The organism is Nostoc sp. DedQUE12b, assembly GCF_034530835.1.
Classification (GTDB): Bacteria; Cyanobacteriota; Cyanobacteriia; order Cyanobacteriales; family Nostocaceae; genus Nostoc.
Genome location: NZ_JAVRCI010000103.1, coordinates 1 through 20,916, shown reverse-complemented (window position 1 = coordinate 20,916; position 20,916 = coordinate 1). Strand labels below are relative to the sequence as shown.

Annotated in this window: 18 protein-coding genes; 12 read left to right on the top strand and 6 right to left on the bottom strand. The window is 41.2% G+C overall.

Going from position 1 to position 20,916, the window contains the following annotated elements; translation table 11 throughout:
- From RMY16_RS29690 to RMY16_RS29645, 10 genes are all read left to right on the top strand, one after another.
- A partial coding sequence (locus tag RMY16_RS29690) for a hypothetical protein (RefSeq protein WP_322739383.1) occupies positions 1–1,244 on the top strand: 1,244 nt, incomplete at its 5' end.
- Between the two features lie 38 nt (positions 1,245–1,282).
- The gene (locus RMY16_RS29685; RefSeq protein ID WP_322739382.1) at positions 1,283–1,846 is read left to right on the top strand and encodes a hypothetical protein; all 564 of its coding nucleotides are present in this window, start codon (positions 1,283–1,285) and stop codon (positions 1,844–1,846) included.
- A 299-nt stretch (positions 1,847–2,145) separates the two neighbouring features.
- Positions 2,146–3,879, top strand: coding sequence for a VgrG-related protein (locus tag RMY16_RS29680; RefSeq protein WP_322739381.1), 1,734 nt, complete (start codon positions 2,146–2,148; stop codon positions 3,877–3,879).
- A 49-nt stretch (positions 3,880–3,928) separates the two neighbouring features.
- Positions 3,929–4,426, top strand: a complete 498-nt coding sequence (locus tag RMY16_RS29675; protein ID WP_322739380.1) for a PAAR domain-containing protein — start codon at positions 3,929–3,931, stop codon at positions 4,424–4,426.
- Positions 4,427–4,567: 141 nt separating this feature from the next.
- Positions 4,568–4,816, top strand: coding sequence for a UPF0175 family protein (locus RMY16_RS29670; protein WP_322686899.1), 249 nt, complete (start codon positions 4,568–4,570; stop codon positions 4,814–4,816).
- Positions 4,813–5,307, top strand: coding sequence for a DUF3368 domain-containing protein (locus tag RMY16_RS29665; protein ID WP_322739378.1), 495 nt, complete (start codon positions 4,813–4,815; stop codon positions 5,305–5,307). Before RMY16_RS29670 ends, RMY16_RS29665 begins: the two co-directional genes overlap by 4 nt.
- A gap of 135 nt (positions 5,308–5,442) precedes the next feature.
- The gene (locus tag RMY16_RS29660) at positions 5,443–5,856 is read left to right on the top strand and encodes a GPW/gp25 family protein (RefSeq protein ID WP_094350967.1); all 414 of its coding nucleotides are present in this window, start codon (positions 5,443–5,445) and stop codon (positions 5,854–5,856) included.
- Positions 5,853–8,048: a putative baseplate assembly protein gene (locus RMY16_RS29655; protein WP_322739377.1), complete on the top strand. Its 2,196-nt coding sequence runs from the start codon at positions 5,853–5,855 to the stop codon at positions 8,046–8,048. Before RMY16_RS29660 ends, RMY16_RS29655 begins: the two co-directional genes overlap by 4 nt.
- A gap of 75 nt (positions 8,049–8,123) precedes the next feature.
- Positions 8,124–9,152, top strand: coding sequence for a phage tail protein (locus RMY16_RS29650; protein WP_322739376.1), 1,029 nt, complete (start codon positions 8,124–8,126; stop codon positions 9,150–9,152).
- Between the two features lie 52 nt (positions 9,153–9,204).
- A complete protein-coding gene (locus tag RMY16_RS29645; protein WP_322739375.1) occupies positions 9,205–10,404 on the top strand; it encodes a DUF4159 domain-containing protein in 1,200 nt (399 codons plus the stop codon).
- Positions 10,405–10,421: 17 nt separating this feature from the next.
- On the opposite strand, the gene RMY16_RS29640 is transcribed toward RMY16_RS29645, so the two are convergent.
- From RMY16_RS29640 to serA, 3 genes are all read right to left on the bottom strand, one after another.
- Positions 10,422–11,711, bottom strand: a complete 1,290-nt coding sequence (locus tag RMY16_RS29640; RefSeq protein WP_322739374.1) for a hypothetical protein — start codon at positions 11,709–11,711, stop codon at positions 10,422–10,424.
- A gap of 118 nt (positions 11,712–11,829) precedes the next feature.
- Positions 11,830–12,750: a 50S ribosomal protein L11 methyltransferase gene (gene prmA / locus RMY16_RS29635; RefSeq protein WP_322739373.1), complete on the bottom strand. Its 921-nt coding sequence runs from the start codon at positions 12,748–12,750 to the stop codon at positions 11,830–11,832.
- A 147-nt stretch (positions 12,751–12,897) separates the two neighbouring features.
- Positions 12,898–14,478, bottom strand: a complete 1,581-nt coding sequence (gene serA / locus RMY16_RS29630) for a phosphoglycerate dehydrogenase (RefSeq protein ID WP_322739372.1) — start codon at positions 14,476–14,478, stop codon at positions 12,898–12,900.
- An 805-nt stretch (positions 14,479–15,283) separates the two neighbouring features.
- On the opposite strand from serA, the gene RMY16_RS29625 reads away from it, so the two are divergent.
- Complete coding sequence (locus RMY16_RS29625) at positions 15,284–16,000, top strand: Uma2 family endonuclease (protein WP_322739371.1); 717 nt, start codon at positions 15,284–15,286, stop codon at positions 15,998–16,000.
- Positions 16,001–16,106: 106 nt separating this feature from the next.
- On the opposite strand, the gene RMY16_RS29620 is transcribed toward RMY16_RS29625, so the two are convergent.
- The 3 genes from RMY16_RS29620 to RMY16_RS29610 form a co-directional block, all read right to left on the bottom strand.
- Complete coding sequence (locus RMY16_RS29620) at positions 16,107–16,394, bottom strand: diguanylate cyclase (RefSeq protein WP_322739370.1); 288 nt, start codon at positions 16,392–16,394, stop codon at positions 16,107–16,109.
- A gap of 125 nt (positions 16,395–16,519) precedes the next feature.
- Positions 16,520–17,374 carry a bifunctional class I SAM-dependent methyltransferase/HIT family protein gene (locus RMY16_RS29615; protein WP_322739369.1) on the bottom strand — a complete coding sequence of 285 codons (855 nt, stop codon included), beginning with the start codon at positions 17,372–17,374 and terminating at the stop codon, positions 16,520–16,522.
- 164 nt (positions 17,375–17,538) lie between these two features.
- Positions 17,539–18,363 carry a Uma2 family endonuclease gene (locus tag RMY16_RS29610; RefSeq protein ID WP_322739368.1) on the bottom strand — a complete coding sequence of 275 codons (825 nt, stop codon included), beginning with the start codon at positions 18,361–18,363 and terminating at the stop codon, positions 17,539–17,541.
- Between the two features lie 149 nt (positions 18,364–18,512).
- Here RMY16_RS29610 and RMY16_RS29605 point away from each other — a divergent pair.
- Positions 18,513–20,916 (top strand): NACHT domain-containing protein (locus RMY16_RS29605; RefSeq protein ID WP_322739367.1); only part of this gene is annotated, 2,404 nt, incomplete at its 3' end.

Below are 20,916 nucleotides of genomic sequence, written 5' to 3'. Positions count from 1 at the left end.
AAACGCCAGTAGTTAGCGCTATATCGCCTGAGATTGGTGAAACTGCGAGCGCACCGCTTACGTCTACATCAACTGAAAATGTTGAAACACCAATAATTACCGCTATATCGCCTGAAATTGTTGAAACACCAACAATTAACGCTATATCGCCTGAGATTGGTGAAACTGCGAGTATTTTCAGGGAAATTATTGACAATGAACAAATAGTAGAATCAGAATTTACCTCTGCGGTAACAAATCCTGAAATATTAACCTTTGTTGATACCTTAGATAATCCAACCTCCCCACAAAAGGAGGTAAACACATTACCTCAAGTTGAGAAAAATGCGATCGCAGAAAATTTGCCAGCGCCTAAAGGTTATGCTACTGGTGGCCACGTAACAGATTCCCGCGTTGAAAATCGTCAGCAGATAGCATCTTCCGATACTGTACCTGCAATGCTGACGCCTGGGGAGTTTGTCATTAATACCAGGGATGCACAGAAGAATCTACCCCTACTACATCACATCAACACGGGTGGAATCCCGCAGGATATTATCCTTCCAAGTTTACAGGCACCCAATCCTACAGAACCAGAAGAAACAATAGAGACTCCGACTAAAGTCGATTCTTTTCCAGACACTTCATTACAGCTAAAAAGTGCTGAGACTGATTCACCTGAGATATCCAATTCTTTAATTCCTTCTTCCTTGGGGTTAAATATTAGTAAACAGAAACTTTCTATTCTCAATTCTCCAGAGATTCATACCCTTCACAATGAAACAATTGATGTAGGTGAGTCCTCACCTAAATACTCATCGCCTCCCCTGATTTTCCGAAAAACAAATTCTAGCACTAATACATCTTACCAATGGTCAAATACACCTTCTCAATGGTCAAGTGTGGAAGATTTACTAAATGGAAATGATGATGGATTCACTAGCTTTAATTTTAATGATGGAGAATCTAATAGCCAAAATTATGAATTTTCTCATGCTTCAGAATCACCACAAGTTTTTGCTAAACATCTTCCTTCACCTAGAGGCTTTGCTGATGGTGGAGAAGTCACTCCACGCGACATATCTAGAGAAATAGCACCAGTAACTGAGACTATAGAGAGCGCATCCTCATTTTCTCAAGAAGATGATAAAGATAATACAGCCGATCTTGAAGCTCTAGCTCGTGAAGTTTATAGCAGATTACGACAACGGATAGAAATTGAGCGAGAACGTCATGGTGGTTCCTCTGGTAGATTACCTTGGTAAATTTGTATTCAAGAATTAATTTTTGGAGAAATACTCAAATGGCAAGTCCAGCAATTATTGTTATTCAAAAACGTCAACCGCAGCTTGAGAAAGCTAAACTTGTAGCTTATAACGGTGAAGCGCCAGATATTGAATTAATGTTTAATCCTACAGATATTACTTTCGCTCGGACTGTTAAGTGGGAAAGTAAGGATGGTAATAGAGGAACTACTCTACTTCCAAAAGTCAACTTTTCTGGCGTTGAACCTTACAAATTCACGCTTAAACAGTTACTTTATGATACTTATGAAACAAAAGAGTCGGTGATGACAAAATATATAGATAAAATTAAGAAAGGTGTAGAAACTATCAGCAAAGCAACTGATAAACGACCACCTGTTTATATATTTACATGGGGAAACGAGTATTTTTATTGTGTAGTTACGAGTTTAACCTACACTTTAAATATGTTTTTAAGTGATGGTACACCAGTAAGGGCACTAGTAGATATAGCCTTGCAAGAAGTAGATAAGAATAACCTTCCTGGAGGACGGGAATCTGCTTCTAAAGGCGATGCTCGTGCGGGAGATCAAAAAGGACAAACACTGAGTAAGACAAAATAAGTAAAGTGATAAATTATAGAACTTGCCCATTGACAAAGACAGCCAACTGTGGATTACCTCTCGTTACAAGGCTCTGCCTTGTAATGCTCTTATGGAAGGCTCTGGCTCCCGTCAAACAAGTAGGCTCTGCCTACTTGAGCGCATTCCCAGGCACAGCCTGGAAACGAGGCAAGGTAAGACTTTTAGTTTAACAAGCTGGCTCTTCACATAATGGTCAATGTGTAAGTAAGTCCTAAATGAGTATTTACTTTATCATTAAAGGCTGCTTTGAACATTTCATAAGTTATAAAGTAATAATTATGCCTCCTAAAAAAAGCCTTTATTTAAGCGAACCTAAAATACAGATAGATGGAAAACAGGCTTCTCCTGAATTAATGAAGGATGTGTTGCAAATCACAATCGAAGAAAGCCTTCATTTACCAGCAATGTTTACGTTAGTCATACATAATAGCTATATTCCCGCATCTGACCGACCAGAAAACAAAGCTTGGCGACATGACCCTTTATTTAAAATTGGGAAAAAAGTTAAATTGGGTTTTACTTCTAGTACGACTCTAGATAATAATTTTCAAGAGGAGGTAGGAGAATTCCTTATTGAAGGCGAAATTACAGCGATGGAAGTTCACTTCAATGAAAAATCTGAAGCTGATATCATTGTTCGCGGTTATGATATTTCTCATCGTCTGCACAGAGGTCGTTATAATCGCTCTTTTTTAAATAAAACTGATAGCGATATAGTCAAGCAAATAGTTAAAGAAGTAGGCATAAAGCCTGGCAATATAGAGGCAACTGGTGAAGTTCATAAGTATGTCTTCCAAGAAAATCAAACTAATATGGAATTTTTGCGAGAAAGGGCTGCTCGCATTGGTTTTGAGTTATTTATTACAGAGAAAAAGCTAAATTTTTGCAAACCAAAAACTCAGTTAGCTTTATCACTAAAATGGCTAGTTGATATTAATAAATTTAGTACTCGCGTTACTAGTGCTGAACAGATAAGTTCTGTAGAAGTACGCGCCTGGGACTATACCCAGAAAAAATTGATTAGTGGAACAGCCAAGAAAGAAAAGCAAATAACCGAGACAGGTAATCAGCTAGGAAGTAGTACTAGTAATGCATTTTCTAATCTTAAATCTCCCAAAATGATTGTTGTAGATAAACCTGTTGCCAGTAAAAAACAAGCAGATACGATGGCTCAGGCTTTGTGTGATGAACTAGGAGGAGAATTTGTTTATGCAGATGCCAAAGCAGAAGGGAATCCTGAGATTCGACCGGGACGGGTTATTAATCTTCAGGGTATGGGCGATCGCTATAGTGGTAAGTATTATGTTACAGAAACCCGCCATTTCTTCAGTCAACGCGTTTATGAAACTTATTTCAGCGTGCGGGGACTACGTTCTGGTAGCTTATTCACAACTCTATCTCCAGAAAAACGTCTCCAGCCATCTGAAACTTTATTAGTGGGAATTGTGACTGATAACAAAGACCCAGAGGCATGGGGTAGGGTGAAGGTTAAGTTTCCCACTCTCACAGAAGAACATACAAGTGACTGGGCGAGAGTTGTAGCTGTGGGAGCAGGTCAAAATAGAGGTTTTGACTGTTTACCAGAGGTAAACGATGAAGTTTTAGTAGGTTTTGAGCATGGCGATATCCACCGTCCCTACGTTATTGGCGGAGTATGGAATGGCAAGGATGCACCACCAGAAAAGGTAAGGGATTCAGTTACAAGTGGTGTAAGATTACGCACCATTAAAACTCGTGTAGGTCATACTCTACAGTTTATTGAAGAAGATAAAGGAACTAGCAAAAAAGGTATTCGTGTAGAAACTGAATACGGTCACAAAATATATCTCAATGACAGTCAAAGGTGTATAGAGATTGAAACCAAAGGCGGTCATAGAATCAAAATGGACGATATGGCTAAATCTGTTTCAGTGAAATCAACAGGTAATATGTCATTAGATGCTGCCGGAAATATCGATATTTCAGCTAACGGTACGATTACAGTCAAAGGTGCGTTGATTCGACTTAATTAATTCGTAATTCGTAATTCGTAATTCGTAATTAACACAATAGGAGGTTGTCGTGGGTAGACCAGCAGCAAGAATTACTGACAATGTAGCGCATCCCTTACCCCCAGTCTTAACAGGAGGGCCGGGTAGTCCCAATGTGTTGATTGGGTCTTTACCTGCGTGGCGAGGTGTGCTTGCTGCCGCAGTACCAGGTTTGCAGTCTGCCAAAACCACTTCTGATGCAGCTATCCAAGCGGCTGAGGCTGCTACCCTTGCGGCGGCTGGTACACCAGGGGCACCTGCTGCCTTAGCTGCTGAACAAACTACAAAGGCAACAGCATCAGCTACTATGGGTAGTGCGATCGCTGCTGCTGCTGCTGGTGCTGATATTCATAATTGCGCCACACCCTTGCCCGTCCCTCCTCACGGCCCTGGAGTTGTGATTGACGGTAGTCAGACAGTGCTGATTAACAATCTGCCTGCCTCTCGGATGGGCGACACTGTTTTAGAAGCATTAGGGCCGCCGAATAAAATTATCAAAGGTAATCCCACTGTTTTGATTGGCGGCTGAGTGAAGATGTTAGAGTCGTAATGCCTAAAATCCCCGTCATTCATGCGTTGTGCTGCGAAATTTTTGGTGGGAGTAATACACAGACATTGTTTAAAGGTTTTTGGGTTACTCTGAAAGTATAGTCAGTAAGGTAGTCCTGCTATGAGTATTGTCATTTCAGACGAAATCCTGCAAGCATCTAAGCTTACACCAAGCGAGTTTCGGCAAGAAATCGCATTGTACCTGTTCCAAACAGGCCATCTAACGTTGGGCTATGCCAGCAAATTAGCAGATATGCCCCTTAATGCTTTTCGTCATCTTCTCAAGCAACAAAATATTCCGCTTTACTCTTATGATGTTGAGGATTTTGAACTGGATTTGAAGAACTTACGAGATTTAGGGCGGTTGTGATCGTCATTAGCGATACATCGGCAATCACAAGTCTGGCAGCAATCAACCACTTAAAACTGCTACCTCAACTCTACAATCAAGTCACGATTCCTGAAGCGGTATATCGTGAACTCGCAGATATCGATCCCCCTGTTCCGGGAACCATCGAAGTTCAAACGGCTTCCTGGTTAGAGGTTAGACAAGTCATTAACCGCGAGGTTGTTGAGCGTCTTCAAAATGAAGTGACGCTAGATCCTGGAGAGTCTGAGGCGATCGCTCTTGCTCTAGAGCTTGATGCAGATTTGCTATTGATTGATGAGCGTCGTGGCAGAGCGGAAGCTAATCGCTTAGGAGTCAAGATTACTGGATTGCTAGGCATATTGGTTGAGGCAAAGCAGAAAAAATTGATTGTTGCTGTAAAACCGTTGATGGATGCACTAATTGCCACATCAGAGTTTAGAGTATCTTCAGCCTTGTACAATCAGATTTTGGATATAGCGGACGAAACTTAATTCAAAGGGGAAGGCAATCAGTCTTAAATTACGAATTACGAATCGGTAATTATCTCGACCTTTGGCGAATAGGCTTAAACCTTCTGTGCCGATATCTTTGAAGATATCCATGTAACAGCTGTCTAAGTGCCAGATATGGTTTACGGTCGTCAACGAGCCTATTTGGGAACAGGTTGGGCTTATCCACTGCATTTAAGTGTGCAAGGTGGGATACAACTTAGCCGTGAAGATCAAAAAGTTAAAGAATCTATTTGGATTATCCTCCGCACGGGAGTAGGTGAGCGGGTTTATCGACCTACCTTTGGTTCGCGCTTGTCGGAACTGGCGTTTGCACCTTTAAATAGCGATACCCTACTGCGAATCCGCCTTTATGTCTTGGAAGCTTTAGAAGTTTGGGAACCACGCATTACTATCGATGAAGTTGTTACCGATCCCGACCCAGTGCGTGGCAGAGTAGACATCATCATCAATTATCGACTTAAAGACGGCCCCGATATTTATAGTTTTGTTTATCCTTATTATTTGGTGTCAGCTGGGGAGGAATCGTGAACTTTGATTTTTTACCGAAATTACCTTCTTCCAACTTAGACGATCGCGCCTTTGATGATTTGGTGCAAGAATGTATCATGCGTATTCCTCGCTACTGTCCAGAATGGACTGACCACAACCTCAGCGACCCTGGAATTACGCTCATTGAGTTATTTGCTTGGTTAACTGACCAGATGTTGCTCAGATTCAACCAAGTACCCCGAAAAAATTATGTTGCTTTTTTAGAATTACTAGGTATTCGTCTCCAGCCTCCCGCCCCAGCCCGCACGGAATTAACTTTTTATTTAAGCACTGCACTCCCTGAAGCCTACACGATTCCCGCAGGATTAGAAGCCTCAACTATCCGCACTGAAACCACAGAAGCGATTACCTTCAGCACAGATTCTCCTCTAATTATCGGCAAACCCCGCATCCAACATTTCTTAACTGCCCAAACTACCGAAGATATTCCCCAATCTCTGCGTGAAAGAGTCACAACTTCCTGGACTCGTCAATCTAACGGTTACTGGACAGGTAATGAACAACCGATTTTTGAAGAGGAACCCCAGCCTGGTAACTGCTTTTATTTAGCAATAAATTCTGACGATCCTTTAGACGCTAATGTTTTAGAAATTATTTTCCAAGGGGCTGCGGCTACCCCTGCTGGAATTAACCCCAATCAACCACCCCGGAGATGGGAAGCTTGGGATGGGGAAAATTGGCAATCAGTTTTATTGCAAGAATCAGATGATAAAACTCGCGGCTTCAGTTTTTATGAAATCGCCCAAGAGGGTGAAAACCCCTCTCAAGGTGCAGAGGTACGTCTGCATTTACCTCAAATTTGGCCTGTGGCTAATTTTACCTCTTACCGAGGTCGCTGGTTACGCTGTAGCTTTGTTTCTACAGAAGCGAATGAATCTGGTTACAATCGTCCACCACGAATTATTGGTTTAGCAGTGCGGTCAATTGGCGGTACTGTTAGGGCTAGCCATAGTACGCTGATTCAAGATGAGCGATTGGGAATTAGTGATGGTACACCTGGTCAAAGTTTCCAGTTACAAACATCACCAATTTTAGAACGCCGAGAAAATGAGTATATTTTAGTTACTCCCGCTGGTGGTTTGCCTCAAAAGTGGACTGAGGTGAGAGATTTTGCTGATTCTGGGCCGCATAACTTTCATTACACCATCGATTCCATCACTGGTACAATCCAGTTTGGGCCGCTGATTCGAGAACCGAGCCAACTTAAACAGCATACCCAGGTAAGATCGCGAATCCAGCAACCATCACTGGATGACACATCTGTACAAGTTCTGGAAAATAACCAGTCGGAACACCAATATGGGGCGATTCCTCCCCGTGGTGCAGAGATTAGGATGATTAGTTATCGTACAGGCGGTGGTAGAGAAGGTAATGTTCAAGCTGGAGCAATTCAGTTTTTGAAGTCTGCATATCCATATATTACTAGTGTGGTCAATCGTGTACCAGCAATCAATGGGGCGGATGCTGAGTCACTGGAACAAGCTGTAATGAAGGCTCCCCGCATCCTTCGCACACGCGATCGCGCCGTCACTGCTGAAGATTTTGAAGTTTTAACTCAACAGGCGGGTGCTGGTGCGATCGCTCGCGTCCGGTGTTTGGCAGCAAATTCTCGTAGACAAGCTGGTATAGTTAGTTTATTGGTAGTGCCTTATGCAAACACAGATGCGATCACCCAAGGCAATGGCATGACACCAGAAGATTTTGCTCTCAGTAATGCCCTGCAAGAGCAAATTTTGAGTTATTTAGATGAAAGACGGTTATTAGGGGTACAAGTAGAGTTACAAGAGCCGAATTACGTAGGTGTTTCGGTACAGACAGAAGTTGCTCTAGAGCCAGCATACAACAATCCTTTTGCTAGCGAAGAAATTCGTCGGAATTTGAGGCGATCGCTGTATAAATATTTAAATCCCTTAACTGGAGGAATCGACGGCAAAGGTTGGCCATTTGGGCGACCAGTTTATACATCAGATATTGTCGCATTACTGCAACAAACCCCAGGCGTGCGTCATTTAGGCCCCGTCTTGCTATTTCCCATCCGCAAGCAAGGAGAAAATTGGCGACGACAACCATCACCAGAACAATTGATCGATCCGGGATCGGAAGGTTTGATATGTTCTTGGGCTGATACAAATCTGCGTTCAAATCATGATATCCAAATCATTAATCGCTGATTTGTCATTTGTCATTAATTATCTATCCTCCCCTGCTCCCCTGCTCCCCTGCTCCCATCCCCAATCCCCAATCCTATGGTTCAAAGTCCCTCTAGTCCAGCTGTACGCATTCAATTAACGCCAATGCAAATTCCCGAAGCTTTACCTGTGGCAGGTTTAGCATTTGCAAATGCAGATATGGATGTGGCTGGACGTAGTTTACTCTTGCATCCTGGACATCCCAGCGAGATGATTGTGCAAGTGCAAAACTTAGAACAGCGTCCTTTGCAAGTAAGCTTAAGCGTTGAAGGGAACTTTCCATCCCAGTGGTGTCAAATTGGCACAGAAGGTAGTGAAATACCGCCTCGTGGACAAATGAATGCTGTTCTCTACTTCTCAATTCCCGACACATTTTTTGAAGATCAAGAGGCAATTTCCCCTGGAAAAAAAGACAAATTAACACTTAATTTTCGCAGCCTAGTTACCCTACATATAGACCCAGGCACGGACAACGAACAAATCGAGAGAAGCGAGTATTTCGATTTATACATCCGTCCCTACACTGCCTACATGGAATTCTTGCCCATTTTGTATCGGGAAGTAGACTTTATTGGTCGCTTCATGAAAATATTTGAGCAAGCTTTTCAACCAATAGTTGATAGTTACAACGTCATGTGGGCAAACCTCGATCCCTTGACAGCACCGCAAGCACTACTACCCTTTATGGCTCATTGGGTTGCTTGGCAAGTAGATTTTGTTTGGGATCTCCAGCAACAACGGCGTTTAATTCGCCGAGCCGTAGAACTTTATCGTTGGCGGGGAACTCGTAAAGGATTGCGTCTTTATTTACATCTTTATACTGGTTTACCGCTAGACGAACATTTATCCAATGAAGCTGATAAACATATTAGTATTACAGAACCTTTTGGGCCAAGTTTTATTATCGGAGATGCACAACTAGGAAATGCAGTTTTAGCCGGTGGACAACCATATCATTTTATAGTGCGTTTGCGTTCAAATATTTCTAGTGGCATCATCAACGAGCAACTTATTGAAAGAATCATAGAACAAGAAAAACCTGCTTTTTGCACATACGAATTATCTATCGAAAATCCATCTAATTAAATAATTCGTAATTAAGTAAAATTTAATCCAAAATCTAAAATCCAAAATTGCTATGTCCCATCCTTTCCCACCTCCACCAATTAAATCCTTAGAACGCCTGCAAGCCGCAGATGGCTTACTAATCAATGCGGAACGCTGGCGCACAGCCCATAATTACCACCGTAATCGGCAAAATGCTCAATATCAAAGTTTAAATCAACCAGGAATTGTCTGTGGTTTAGGCGTGCGAGATGTGACCGCTCCAAGCCAAGTTGAAGCTAGATATCGAGATGGACGTTGGGTACAAATTCAACCTGGTATTGCAATTGATTTAGCAGGTAATCTAATTGTTGTACCAACTTCTTATGATTTTCCCATCGATCTAGAAGTAGTAAGTTCTGAACCACTCATGATCTACTTAGTAGTTAGCTATGTAGACCCTGATGAATTGCGGCGCGGACAGCAAAAAGATGTTGTTCAAGAAACTTATCGAATTGACCAAATAAACTCTACACCAGCTAGTTCAGAAATAGAAATATGTCGAATACTCCTACAACCAGGACATACTGACATTACCCAACCTGCGGATGCTTTTTTCCCTGGATATAATAATATTGATTTGCGTTATCGTCGTCAGGCACAAATGCGTCCTCAAGCGCTTGTATGTATGGCGCAGGCAACTCATAGCGATCCTGAATGTGCGCGTAATTTTTTCAGCCTTTCGTACTTGTTACAAGCAGTAGAACCTTTATACCCAAGTTTGCGCGGGGCTGATGAACCAGGTCAGGTTTCTTTAGGAGAAAATATCCAAGACTATGACATACTTTATCTAACAGGTGGACAGGCTATATCTTTAAATAGTCTCGAATTTGAATCTCTAAAAAATTACTTAAATTTAGGTGGTGTGCTTCTAGTTGATGCACCAACAAATGGTAATGCTTTGATTGAAAGTACTCAAGCCTTGGCACAACAGTTAGAGAGTCCTTTAAGACCTTTAGAAGAATTGCAACGGAGTCATCCTTTAAGGACAAAACCTTTCTTATTTGCCGCCTTGCCAATGGTTAATCAACAACAGATTAAACTGTTAATCGGTGGAGGAATTATTTTAGTAATTGGTGATTTAGCAACGGCTTGGGGACTGGATAGAGATTTGAGTTTACCCAGATTAACTATTCGTACAGCTCAGGAATTAGGGATTAATATTCTTCACTATGCTTGGAAGCGGCGACAGTTAATTGGGTTGCAACAAGAAGATAATTCCGGGCAGTGGTGAAAGCTAAGTTAGTAAGATTATTGAGTTTGGTTGTTTGCGATCGCAGTATTATTTTTATCATGTTCAAGTTCTCTCATGAGAGAATCCAAACCACTGGTGTTGTTTCCACTTTGGGCAAATAAAGACCGAATTTTATTGATTATCGCACTCATACTGTTAGAGAAAAAGCGACCGAGATTATTAACAAAGTTTTTCAGTTTCTCAAAAATCGTAACCTCTACAGTAGAATACTTATTAACAATTGGATATACAATTTTCCCTTTTTCTGTTTGATAGTATTCTTGTTCAGGCATCAACATTGATGTGAGTGGTTGCACCTGTTTTGCCATATCAGCTTCGGTTCGTTTATTGCTGAGGAATAAAACATCATAGATTTTCCCATTCCAGCTAGCCCAATAATGGTTTTGGAAAAACCATCGTTTTCCGTCATCACAATTGGGTTTTTTACCTTGGTATGGGGTAGCTCCAGCTTCACTCAAAAAAGGTTTAGCGATACTTTCAATTGTGATTTTTTCAATGCCAAAATATTCTTCTGCAACTTTTTTAAAAGCACGGGCTAATGTTTGACAATCTCCTTCTGGAGAGCCTTTTAGTAGAGTTTCTGGACTCTTGCTCACCATTGTGTATTGAAATTGGATATTTCCAAAGTTTTTGAAAAGTTGTTCTAGTATTTTATCTTGTGGCAATGTGTCATCTATGCCATTGACTAGTGTTTTGGCTAGTGAATATTCTTGTAAAAATTTTTGTTTTTTATCTGCTGAGTTATTTGCTGCTAATATTTCTTCCGACTTTGCTTGTTCGTTCTTATTAGCTGGTATCGTCTGCTGTGCGTCCTGGTTTTGCAAAGGAGATCGATTAATTTGGTTGACTACAGAAGTAGCGACACTATCCGCCTCTTGCTCATATCGATCTCCTGATTGACCAATAGTCAGTTTTGGCTGTATTTCTCCTATTGACAGACTATCAGCACGTTTTATCGCCATTTTGCTCAGGTTATGACCAAACTGCGAAGAGTGTTCCTTGCCTTGCTGCAAAGACTCATTCATCTTTGTTTGCAAGACAGTGAGTCGCTCTTGTCCCTCTGGCGTGATAGTGCCATGCTTGGCTTGTATTTGGAGTTTCGTTGCCTCAAACTGATATTGTTGAAATTTCTGATTTTCTACCTTTGCCTGTACTATAGACTTCTTGGAGCCAAGTTGAGAGTGGGTAGTTAATAAATGCGATTGCAACTGACTTTGGTCTGACGAATCAGCGGATGAGTCAGCTTTTTTGTGGATTTGTAGCCGTTCTTTCATCGCTAGTTTCAAAAGTCAATAGTGGGTAATCTATACATTATGTCACTTACTTAAAGATCCCCGGCTTATTTAAGAAGTTGGGGATCTAATTGTTTACAAATGATTTAGGATGGCGATAATTTCTACCGAATTAAGAACGCCGTACATTTAAACAACACCATTCTTTGCGTTTCCACAGGGTAGCGACAACCCAACCATTTTCTTCTAAAGCGTCAGCAACAGCTTTAGATTGTTCTAGTAAAATTCCACTGAAGATTGCCCAAGTTTCAGGTTTAGCGATCGCACTCATTTCTGGAATCAATTCAATAATTACATGAGCCAAAATATTGCAGACAATACCATCCACTGGGCTTTCAATTAGTTTTTTCAAAACGTCTACACTTCCCTGTGCAGGTAGTAAATGTTCTGGGCTAATATCATTCAGCGCACCATTACTGGTAGTTGATTGCACCGCCAAAGGGTCAGTATCCACTGCATAGACTTTCTCTGCACCCAGTAGCAGCGCCCCAATGGAAAGGATACCAGAACCACAGCCAATATCCGCAATTACTAGATGTTCATGTTTGCCACTATTACCCACAAACGACTGCGAAACTCCACTTAACCGCATTTCCAGGGATTCCAAACATAGCTGAGTAGTCGCATGGTTGCCTGTACCAAATGCTACACCAGGATCGAGGCGAATTACTAACCGTTCCGTTGTTTCTGGTAATGGTAGCCAAGCGGGGTTGATTAGGAAGCGATCGCCTATTTCTTGCGGATGCCAATATTGTTTCCAGCTAGTCGCCCAATCTTCCTCATCAATTAACTGCCATTGCAAGGAAGGAGATGAAACTCCTACACAGAGTGCATCTTGACGCAGCCATAGCGACAGGGCTGCCAAATCTAGTAGCTGTGTTTGAATTGTCGGCAAATAAGCCCTGACTAAAGATGAATTTCCTTTATTTTCACTAGCTGTACCACGACAGCCAAAATCTTCCAGTCGCCAAAAGATCGATTCTTCTAGGTCTGGCTCACATAAAATATTCAGTTCCCACCAGGTGTTTGCCATTTTTGAGTGCTGAGTGGTGAGTGCTGAGTGCTGAGTTTGAGGGAGTTAGGAGTTAGGAGTTAGGAGTTAGGAGTTTTTAACTTTTAACTCCTAACTATTCACTCCTAACTTTTCTTGACTCAGCACTCGTTACTCAGCACTCAGCACTCATAGTGTTACTGTATATGCGTCCCGGATACCAGGGACTTTAATAATCTCATCCAAAATGCCCTCTGGTAAAGGGTCATCTATACTCAGAGCCATGACGGCATCACCACGGACGATTTTACGACCTACTTGCATACTGGCAATATTCACATTAAAACTGCCGAGTAGGGAACCAAGTTTGCCGATGATCCCTGGCATATCGCGGTGCAGGGTAAATAACATATATTTGCTGGGTGGGACGTTAATCGGGAAACCGTCAACGTCGGTGAGGTGGATTTCCCGCTCACCCAACAAAGCACCTGTAACAGAATGAGTACCTAAAGTACCCGTGGCTTCTAGATGCAGTGTGCCAGCATAGTCTCGAATGGAAGCATCGCGAGTTTCAATTACCCGAATTCCGCGTTCTTTGGCTTCTATGCTCGCATTTACGTAATTTACTCGTTCCCGCAAAGCTTGGTAAAGTAGTCCTTTGAGGGCAGCAACGATTAAAGGTTGACTTTTGTTGGTTGCGAGTTCCCCTTGCAGTCGAATATTGAGTACTTCTACCCTTCCACCAGCTAGTTGTCCCACTAGATTACCTAGAGTTTCTGCTAGTTGCATATAGGGTTTGAGTTCTTCCAACACATCGGGGCCGAGTCCGGGAATGTTGACGGCTGAACGTGCTGGTAGTCCTAAAAGGACATCGCGAATTTGTTCAGCAACATCAATGGCCACATTCACTTGAGCTTCCGTGGTAGAGGCTCCCAAGTGGGGAGTGAGGATGATTTCTTTACCTAGCGATCGCAATTCAGATTCACCCAAAGGTTCTGACTCGAACACATCCAAAGCTGCACCGCCGATTTTACCCGCTTTCAAAGCAGCTGCTAAAGCTACTTCATCAATGATCCCACCACGAGCGCAGTTGATAATCCGGGCTGTGGGTTTCATCTTTGCCAAGGTTGTGGCATTGATTAAATGGGTAGTTTCTGGGGTTTTGGGGATATGTAGGGTGATATAGTCTGCTTGCTGGAAAAGTAAATCTAGCTCCACCAGCTGACAGCCAATTTGTTCGGCTCGTTCTGTAGAAATAAATGGGTCATAAGCTAGGAGTTTCATCCCCATTGTCCTAGCTACAGCGGCAACATGGGAGCCAATTTTACCCAAACCAACAACGCCAAGAGTTTTTTTGTAGACTTCCGCACCAACAAAACTATTGCGATCCCACGCACCACGTTTCACCGAAGCATTAGCATCGGGGATGTGACGAGATAAAGCCAAAATCATTGCTAGCGCGTGTTCAGCGGCAGCAATTGTATTTCCCTCTGGAGAATTGACTACCACAATTCCCCGGCGTGTGGCAGCAGGAACATCCACATTATCCACACCCACACCAGCACGACCAATGATTTTTAGCTGGGTGCCGGCTTCAATAATTTCTTGAGTGACGCGCGTACCAGAGCGAATCATCAGCGCGTCATACTCACCAATAATTGCGATCAGTTCTGCTGGTTTTAGACCTAATTTGACATCAACGGTTGCAACTTGCGAAAGAATGTCAATTCCAGCTTGGTCAATTGAATCAGAGACAAGAACCTTAGACATGATTACTTCATTTAAAGCTACAGGTTTTGCTGCACAAGACTTTTTAGTTTAGTCTTTATCTGTCGCAATTCAGCAAAAATTATTCGTTTGAATATCAACTTAACCTTTACTTACACTACGTGCTGATAGTATCGAAGCGTGAATTGCTCCCAATGGGCACTGCCTCCTAAGTTTTGGAACATGAGTTAGCTGTTTGCACCACCCTGTCGCTAAATATAAAGCATGAATAGCACTAAGCACCGATATATTTATTAATAGTTAAGAGTTACCAAAATTTTAGCGGTTGAAGCAACTTCCTTGGTGGGGTATAAACGCTTGTATGCTTGGCTGGGACGCAACTTTAGCTGAGGCAATACTATACATAACCAGGAAACGAGCTAGTAACTAATATATCTGTCGAATATTGTCTGTTTCTCAATACCACAAGTGGTATCCCTTAGTCAAAGCAAAACATTGGCTCGTCAAGATCATCGGATTGTGACAGTTAAGTAGGTAGGCATCAAATAGATTTTATTGCTCATGATTCCGGCAGATTTAAGATTCTTTCGTAGTTAAAAACTATCAATTAGTGTCAGTCGAGTACTTAATATACAGTAGTCAACTAGTAATTTGTCAAGCTAATTTCGAGAGTTTGTAGTAAGCACTTTAGTGCTTAAAAAACTAGAACTAAAGTTCTGACTACGAACTCGTTTATGCCTCGTGATTAATGAAACAGACTACTAATGACATTGCAAGGGGAGAAATCGCTATAATTCTGTTGAGCCAAATAGAGCCAGATATCCTTTGAGTTTCCGGAAAACCAGCCATGTTAGAGTACAACTTGCCAAGGTACTTGCCCTCAGCCGAGGAACTACCAGACTCTGATGAAACGCCTGTGGATAATGAGCTGCAAGAATTGATACCAGGCTTGTTAAAGGCAATCTTGCTGATGCTTTGGTCAGAACGCATGGACTGGTTGTTTGCGATAGATATGGGTATTTATTATCACCCTGATAAACCGCCAATTGTGCCAGATGGGTTTTTGAGCTTAGGAGTAGAGCGGTTTTATGATGAGGAACTGCGTCCTAGTTATGTGCTGTGGGATGAAAACGTTGTACCGATTTTCGTCCTAGAAGTAGTTTCCCAAAATTATCGTAAGGAATATACTACTAAACTGGATGAATATGAGGCTTTGGGTGTACTTTATTACGTGATTTATTCCTCTCGTCGTCGCAAACCGCATCTGGAAGTACATAAGTTAGTTAATGGTAAGTATGAATTGCAAGAGGGAAACCCCGTTTGGCTACCAGAAATTGGACTGGGAATTGGTTGCGAAAGGGGAAATTATTGCGGTGTAACGCGGGAATGGATGTATTGGTATGATGAGCAAGGACAACGGTATCTCACACCCGCAGAACAAGTAAAACAAGAGACACAACGCGCTCAACAAGAAGCACAACGCGCTGAAGTTGCAGAAAAACGAGTTCAACAGTTGGCGGAACAATTAAGAGCGCTCGGAATAGATCCAGATAACCTAGCTTAACTGAAGTATTTTGCAATATTTTCAACAAAACCTAATTTTTAGGTTTTATTAGATTTATGTATTTTTCATAAATGATTGTTGAAATTTTTACATCTTATCAATTGGATTACACACGCTTCATGCAATTGCGCCCATGTAACTTAGCAGCATATAACGCTTTATCCACTACTAGCAATAACTCATCACTGGTTTTTCCATGATCTGGAAACATACCCACTCCACCCGAAACCGTCGTATCTATTTCTTTATTGCCAAATTCCAACCGTGAAGCTTGAAACGATAACCGGATTTGTTCCGCGTGCCAAAACGCCTTTTCTTGTGTCAGCCCAGGTAATACCAATACAAACTCCTGAGAAAGTAGAGATTGCACTGAAAAAGCATGGTGACGATGCACTTAAAAGATGATCTCAACCTTATGAGATAAGTTTGAGCAAGTCATGATGTTCCAGTAATTTTTATAATTACTTGAAAGCGGTTAAGTTACAGCAGAATTTTGAATCCTGCATAATTACAGAAAAACTATTGTTTTTTAGGAATAACGTTCCTAATTCCACTTTTAGCAGAGACAGTATCACCTTTGTAGCGAGGGATGATATGAATACTAGCGTGCATAATATTTTGACCAGCGGCTCGATTGATATTCATTCCTATATTAAAGCCATCAGGTTCAAATTCTGCTTTAAGAATTTCTTGTACCTTGTTCACCATAAACCAGCAAGCAGATTGCTCTTTTAAAGGTAGTTCAAAATAATTGCTTACATGACGTTTTGGAATAACCAAAACATGACCTTTACTTATTGGATAGCCATCAAAAATCGTATAAGCTGTTGCTGATTCAGTTAATAACTTTAGATTTTTATGGGGATTACAAAATATGCAATAGTTAGATGAATTTCGCTGATGATTATAGTGAATATACTCATATACTTCTCGATATTCATCTAAGTAAACTGAAGGAAAAGGAAGTTTAACAAGACACTGATAGGTAGGCTTTTTGTGGACATAATGTTCTCGAAACCCTTCTCTTTTGATATCTCTTCTCACAGCATAATAAGCTTTACCTCCTGGTTTTAATAAATGTGATATTTCCATAAGAACGTTAGTTTCTTCTTCAGTAAATAAAACATTTAAAACATAAAAGCAAATTATAGTATCAAATTTATTATCAGGATATTCTGGAAAATAATAAGGATCATAGCCTGTGATATCATAACCTTTTTGGCGCAAGATTTTAACATCATTACCAAAGCCACAACCAAAGTCTAGTATTTTGCCTTGGAGAAGGTTTTGATTTAATAAAAACTGTGCCGGAAATGATAGATAACTTCTTTCGATCGCAGTAAGATGGCTAAACTGATTTTTTTGCTGTTTCATAGAATTTTGGTGCTGATGTCCCAAAATTATTATTCCCAGCATTTGTTTAGGTTATGCGATGTCTACGATGGTCACTGAGCCAAGTCGTACCTCCGGGGAAGCCAAGCTACGCAAAGCGTCTGTCTGCGACACGCTGCGCGAACGTAGAGAAGTGCGGGCTACGCCTACGAATCAGGGTCAACACCTAGCTCACGTAACTTAGCTGCTAATATATCAGCACGTTGGCGTTCCTGTTCAGCACGTTGGCTTTCCTGTTCAGCACGTTGGCGTTCCTGTTCAGCACGTTGGCTTTCCTGTTCAGCACGTTGGCGTTCCTGTTCAGCACGCTGGCGTTCTTGTTGGGCTTGTTCGCTGCTCCACAACAGCAAATTTCCTTCTGTATCCCACCAGCGCAGCCAATTCATGGTTTGACATAATCTTTCACCTTGCCAAATTCCGAGAAATAGCTCTAATTCAGGAATCCAGTAACGTCCATTGGCGTCTGCTTGCTGCAAAGTATATTGTCCATTTTGCAAGCACCGTAGTTCTATGCTTGGTTCGTAAGGGTCGTAGGTTACGTAGGTGGGAACTTGGAGAATCTTTTCGTAATAATAGAGTTTACCGTAGGGTGGAGTTGAACGGACTGATAGTTCTCCGCCTTCTGTGTCTGAGAGAAATTCCATCACTACAGCCACAGCCGCGCCTTCTAAATTTGGGGTATAGCTGCGACGAACTACATTTATTCCCACAGACTGCACTTGAGGAACGTAAAACCAGTCTGGGGCTTTAACGACAATTTTTTTATTGACTGTGGCTACAAGCCCAAAATTAGAGCCAATCAGCATTTGAGGTTGGATGCGTGCTGCGGTTCCCAAAGCATCGGTAAGCGCAGCAGCGATCGCAGGTTGTTGAATATTTTCCACTGGATCGTCAGGTAAAATGAAATCGGCTGGAAGTGCTTCCCAAGTAACAGTAGGTTCTTTTTGGATGGGGTTAACTTGTAGAACCATAAAATTATTCCTAATATCCATGCATAGTATATTAGTTATTTTTAACAAATCTTCAACCAGCATCGCTCTTAAGCTAAAAATCCAGAAATCTGGAAAAATTTCTTTAGCGGGTGTATATACTCGTAGTCAAGCACTTAGCAGGCGTGAGTATGATAGTTGAGTGGTTCACTCTCTGGATAGGTCAAAAAGCGGTTGGATTTCTTGTCAAAACTATTATCAGCGAAGAATTTTTTGAAGATTTAGTCAAGGACTACGCTAAAGATTTTTTCAAACATATTTTTAATAATGCTGTAACCGCGCCCTTTAAGCAAGAACCGCTTCAGAAAGCTGTAGTTATGGCGCTGACAGAATTGTTGCAAGCGATGCAGCAGCAGTTAAAAGTTCGTTGCAGACTTTCTGAAGCTGAAATTCAAAATTATGCTGAAGATATCAATAAATTTATCCGTGATAAGTCGGTTAAAGAAATTCTTGGTCAGGCTTTTGATATTAAATGTGATTCTCTAGATTTTAAAACACTAGCAGATAGTTGGAAAAGACTTCAACTCGAACCTCTACCGCCTAAATTTAACTGGCAAACAATTACAGAACAGTATCTCATACAAGTTCAAGATATTCTTTCGGATTCAGAAGAGTTACGCTATATCTTGGAACTTCAAAAATTATCCAGTATTGATAAAACTTTAAAAGAAAACGCTGATATTCCCAAGGATTTTAATTTACCGCGATATTTAGAAACTATTCGCGAACGCTACGGCAATTTGATGTTAGATAGCTTAGAAACTACAGCCCGCGAACATCCAGTAAACCTATGGCAAATGTTTATCCCGCAAAATGTGCGACAAGTTTATCAGGTTTTACCAGAACTGCCTAAAGAACATCTCCGCAAGCTACAAGAAAGTAACCAATTATATACAGAATTTGAAATAGAAAAGTTTCAAGAAGAAACAGAACGTTATCAACGCACTTATTTTGAACACCCAATTCGTTCAGTATTAGATGTTATCCGAGAGAAGCAACGTAAGAATTATTTAGTTATTTTAGGCGATCCTGGTTCCGGCAAGTCTACATTGTTGCAATACCTAGCATTAGATTGGGTAGAAAAAACTCTTGGACAGAATGATTTTAATCTGCCAATTCCTTTGTTGATTGAATTACGCAATTATATGCGCGATCGCGATGCGGGTAGTTGTGATAATTTTCTCCAATTTTACCATAATAGTCCCAATTGTTTTTATCACCTCAATCAGCATAAATTGCATGAGCAGTTAAAGGCTGGTAATGCTTTAGTCATGTTTGATGGTTTGGATGAAATCTTTGAATCGGCGAAGCGGGAGGAAGTAATTACCTGTATTCATCGCTTCACTAATGAATATCCTGATGTGCAGGTAATTGTCACTTCTCGGATTATCGGCTATAAACAGCAACAATTGCGAGATGCAGAGTTTCGCCACTTTATGTTGCAAGATTTAGAACCAGCACAGATTCAAGATTTTATCGAACGTTGGCATGATAAAACTTTTACTCAAGCCGAAGAAAGAGATAAAAATATCAAACGAGAGCGTTTACAAAGAGTAATTAATGAATCAAAAGCAATTGCAGAACTTGCACAAAATCCTCTGCTGTTAACCATGATGTCAATTCTCAATCTCAAGCGAGAATTACCAAGAGATAGAAGTGAACTGTATAAAGATGCTTCAGAGGTTCTGCTGCATAATTGGGACGACGGACGCAATTTAAAGCCTGATGAACGTCTGGACATTATTGATTATAAAGATAAACAGGCAATGTTGCGTCAAGTTGCTTATCAAATGCAAACCAGTGAAAAAGGTTTAGCTGGCAACATTATCTATGCGGATGATTTAGAAGCAATCTTTACTAAATATCTGCAAAGCATACCAGTGAGTGATGCCAGAGATAAAGCCAGACGGTTGATGAAACAACTGCGCGATCGCAACTTTATTTTATGTTTTTTAGGTGCAGATTACTATGCCTTTGTGCATCGGACATTTTTAGAATATTTCTGTGCTTGGGAGTTTGTCTGGCAGTTTGAGAAGGAACGCAGTATTACAATTGAGTTTCTCAAAACTGAAGTTTTTGGCAAACACTGGCAAGATGAAACTTGGCATGAGGTATTGCTGTTAATTGCGGGAATGATTGATGCGAAATTTGTTGGTGAAATTCTTGAGTACTTAATGGTGCAAGATGGGGAAGAGGAAAAATTTATCAACTTGTTTTTAGCGGCTAAGTGTCTTGCAGAAGTGAGAAATTGCTCAGTGATTGCGTCAATGGCTAATAAATTGCTTGACAGGCTTAAAGACTTAACTAAATATGACCTCTGGTACTATTACGAACCCTATGAATATGAAGAAGAAACTAAGCTAGTTCATGAAATTCGCACTCAAGCAGTTGTAACAGTCGCCGCAATTTGGAAAGATAACAGCAATACCTTACACTGGCTCAAAGACCGCGCCACTGCTGATAATGAATTGGATGTGCTACATGCAGCCATCGAAGCATTAGCCAGCAATTTCAAAGATCACCCGGACACCCGCT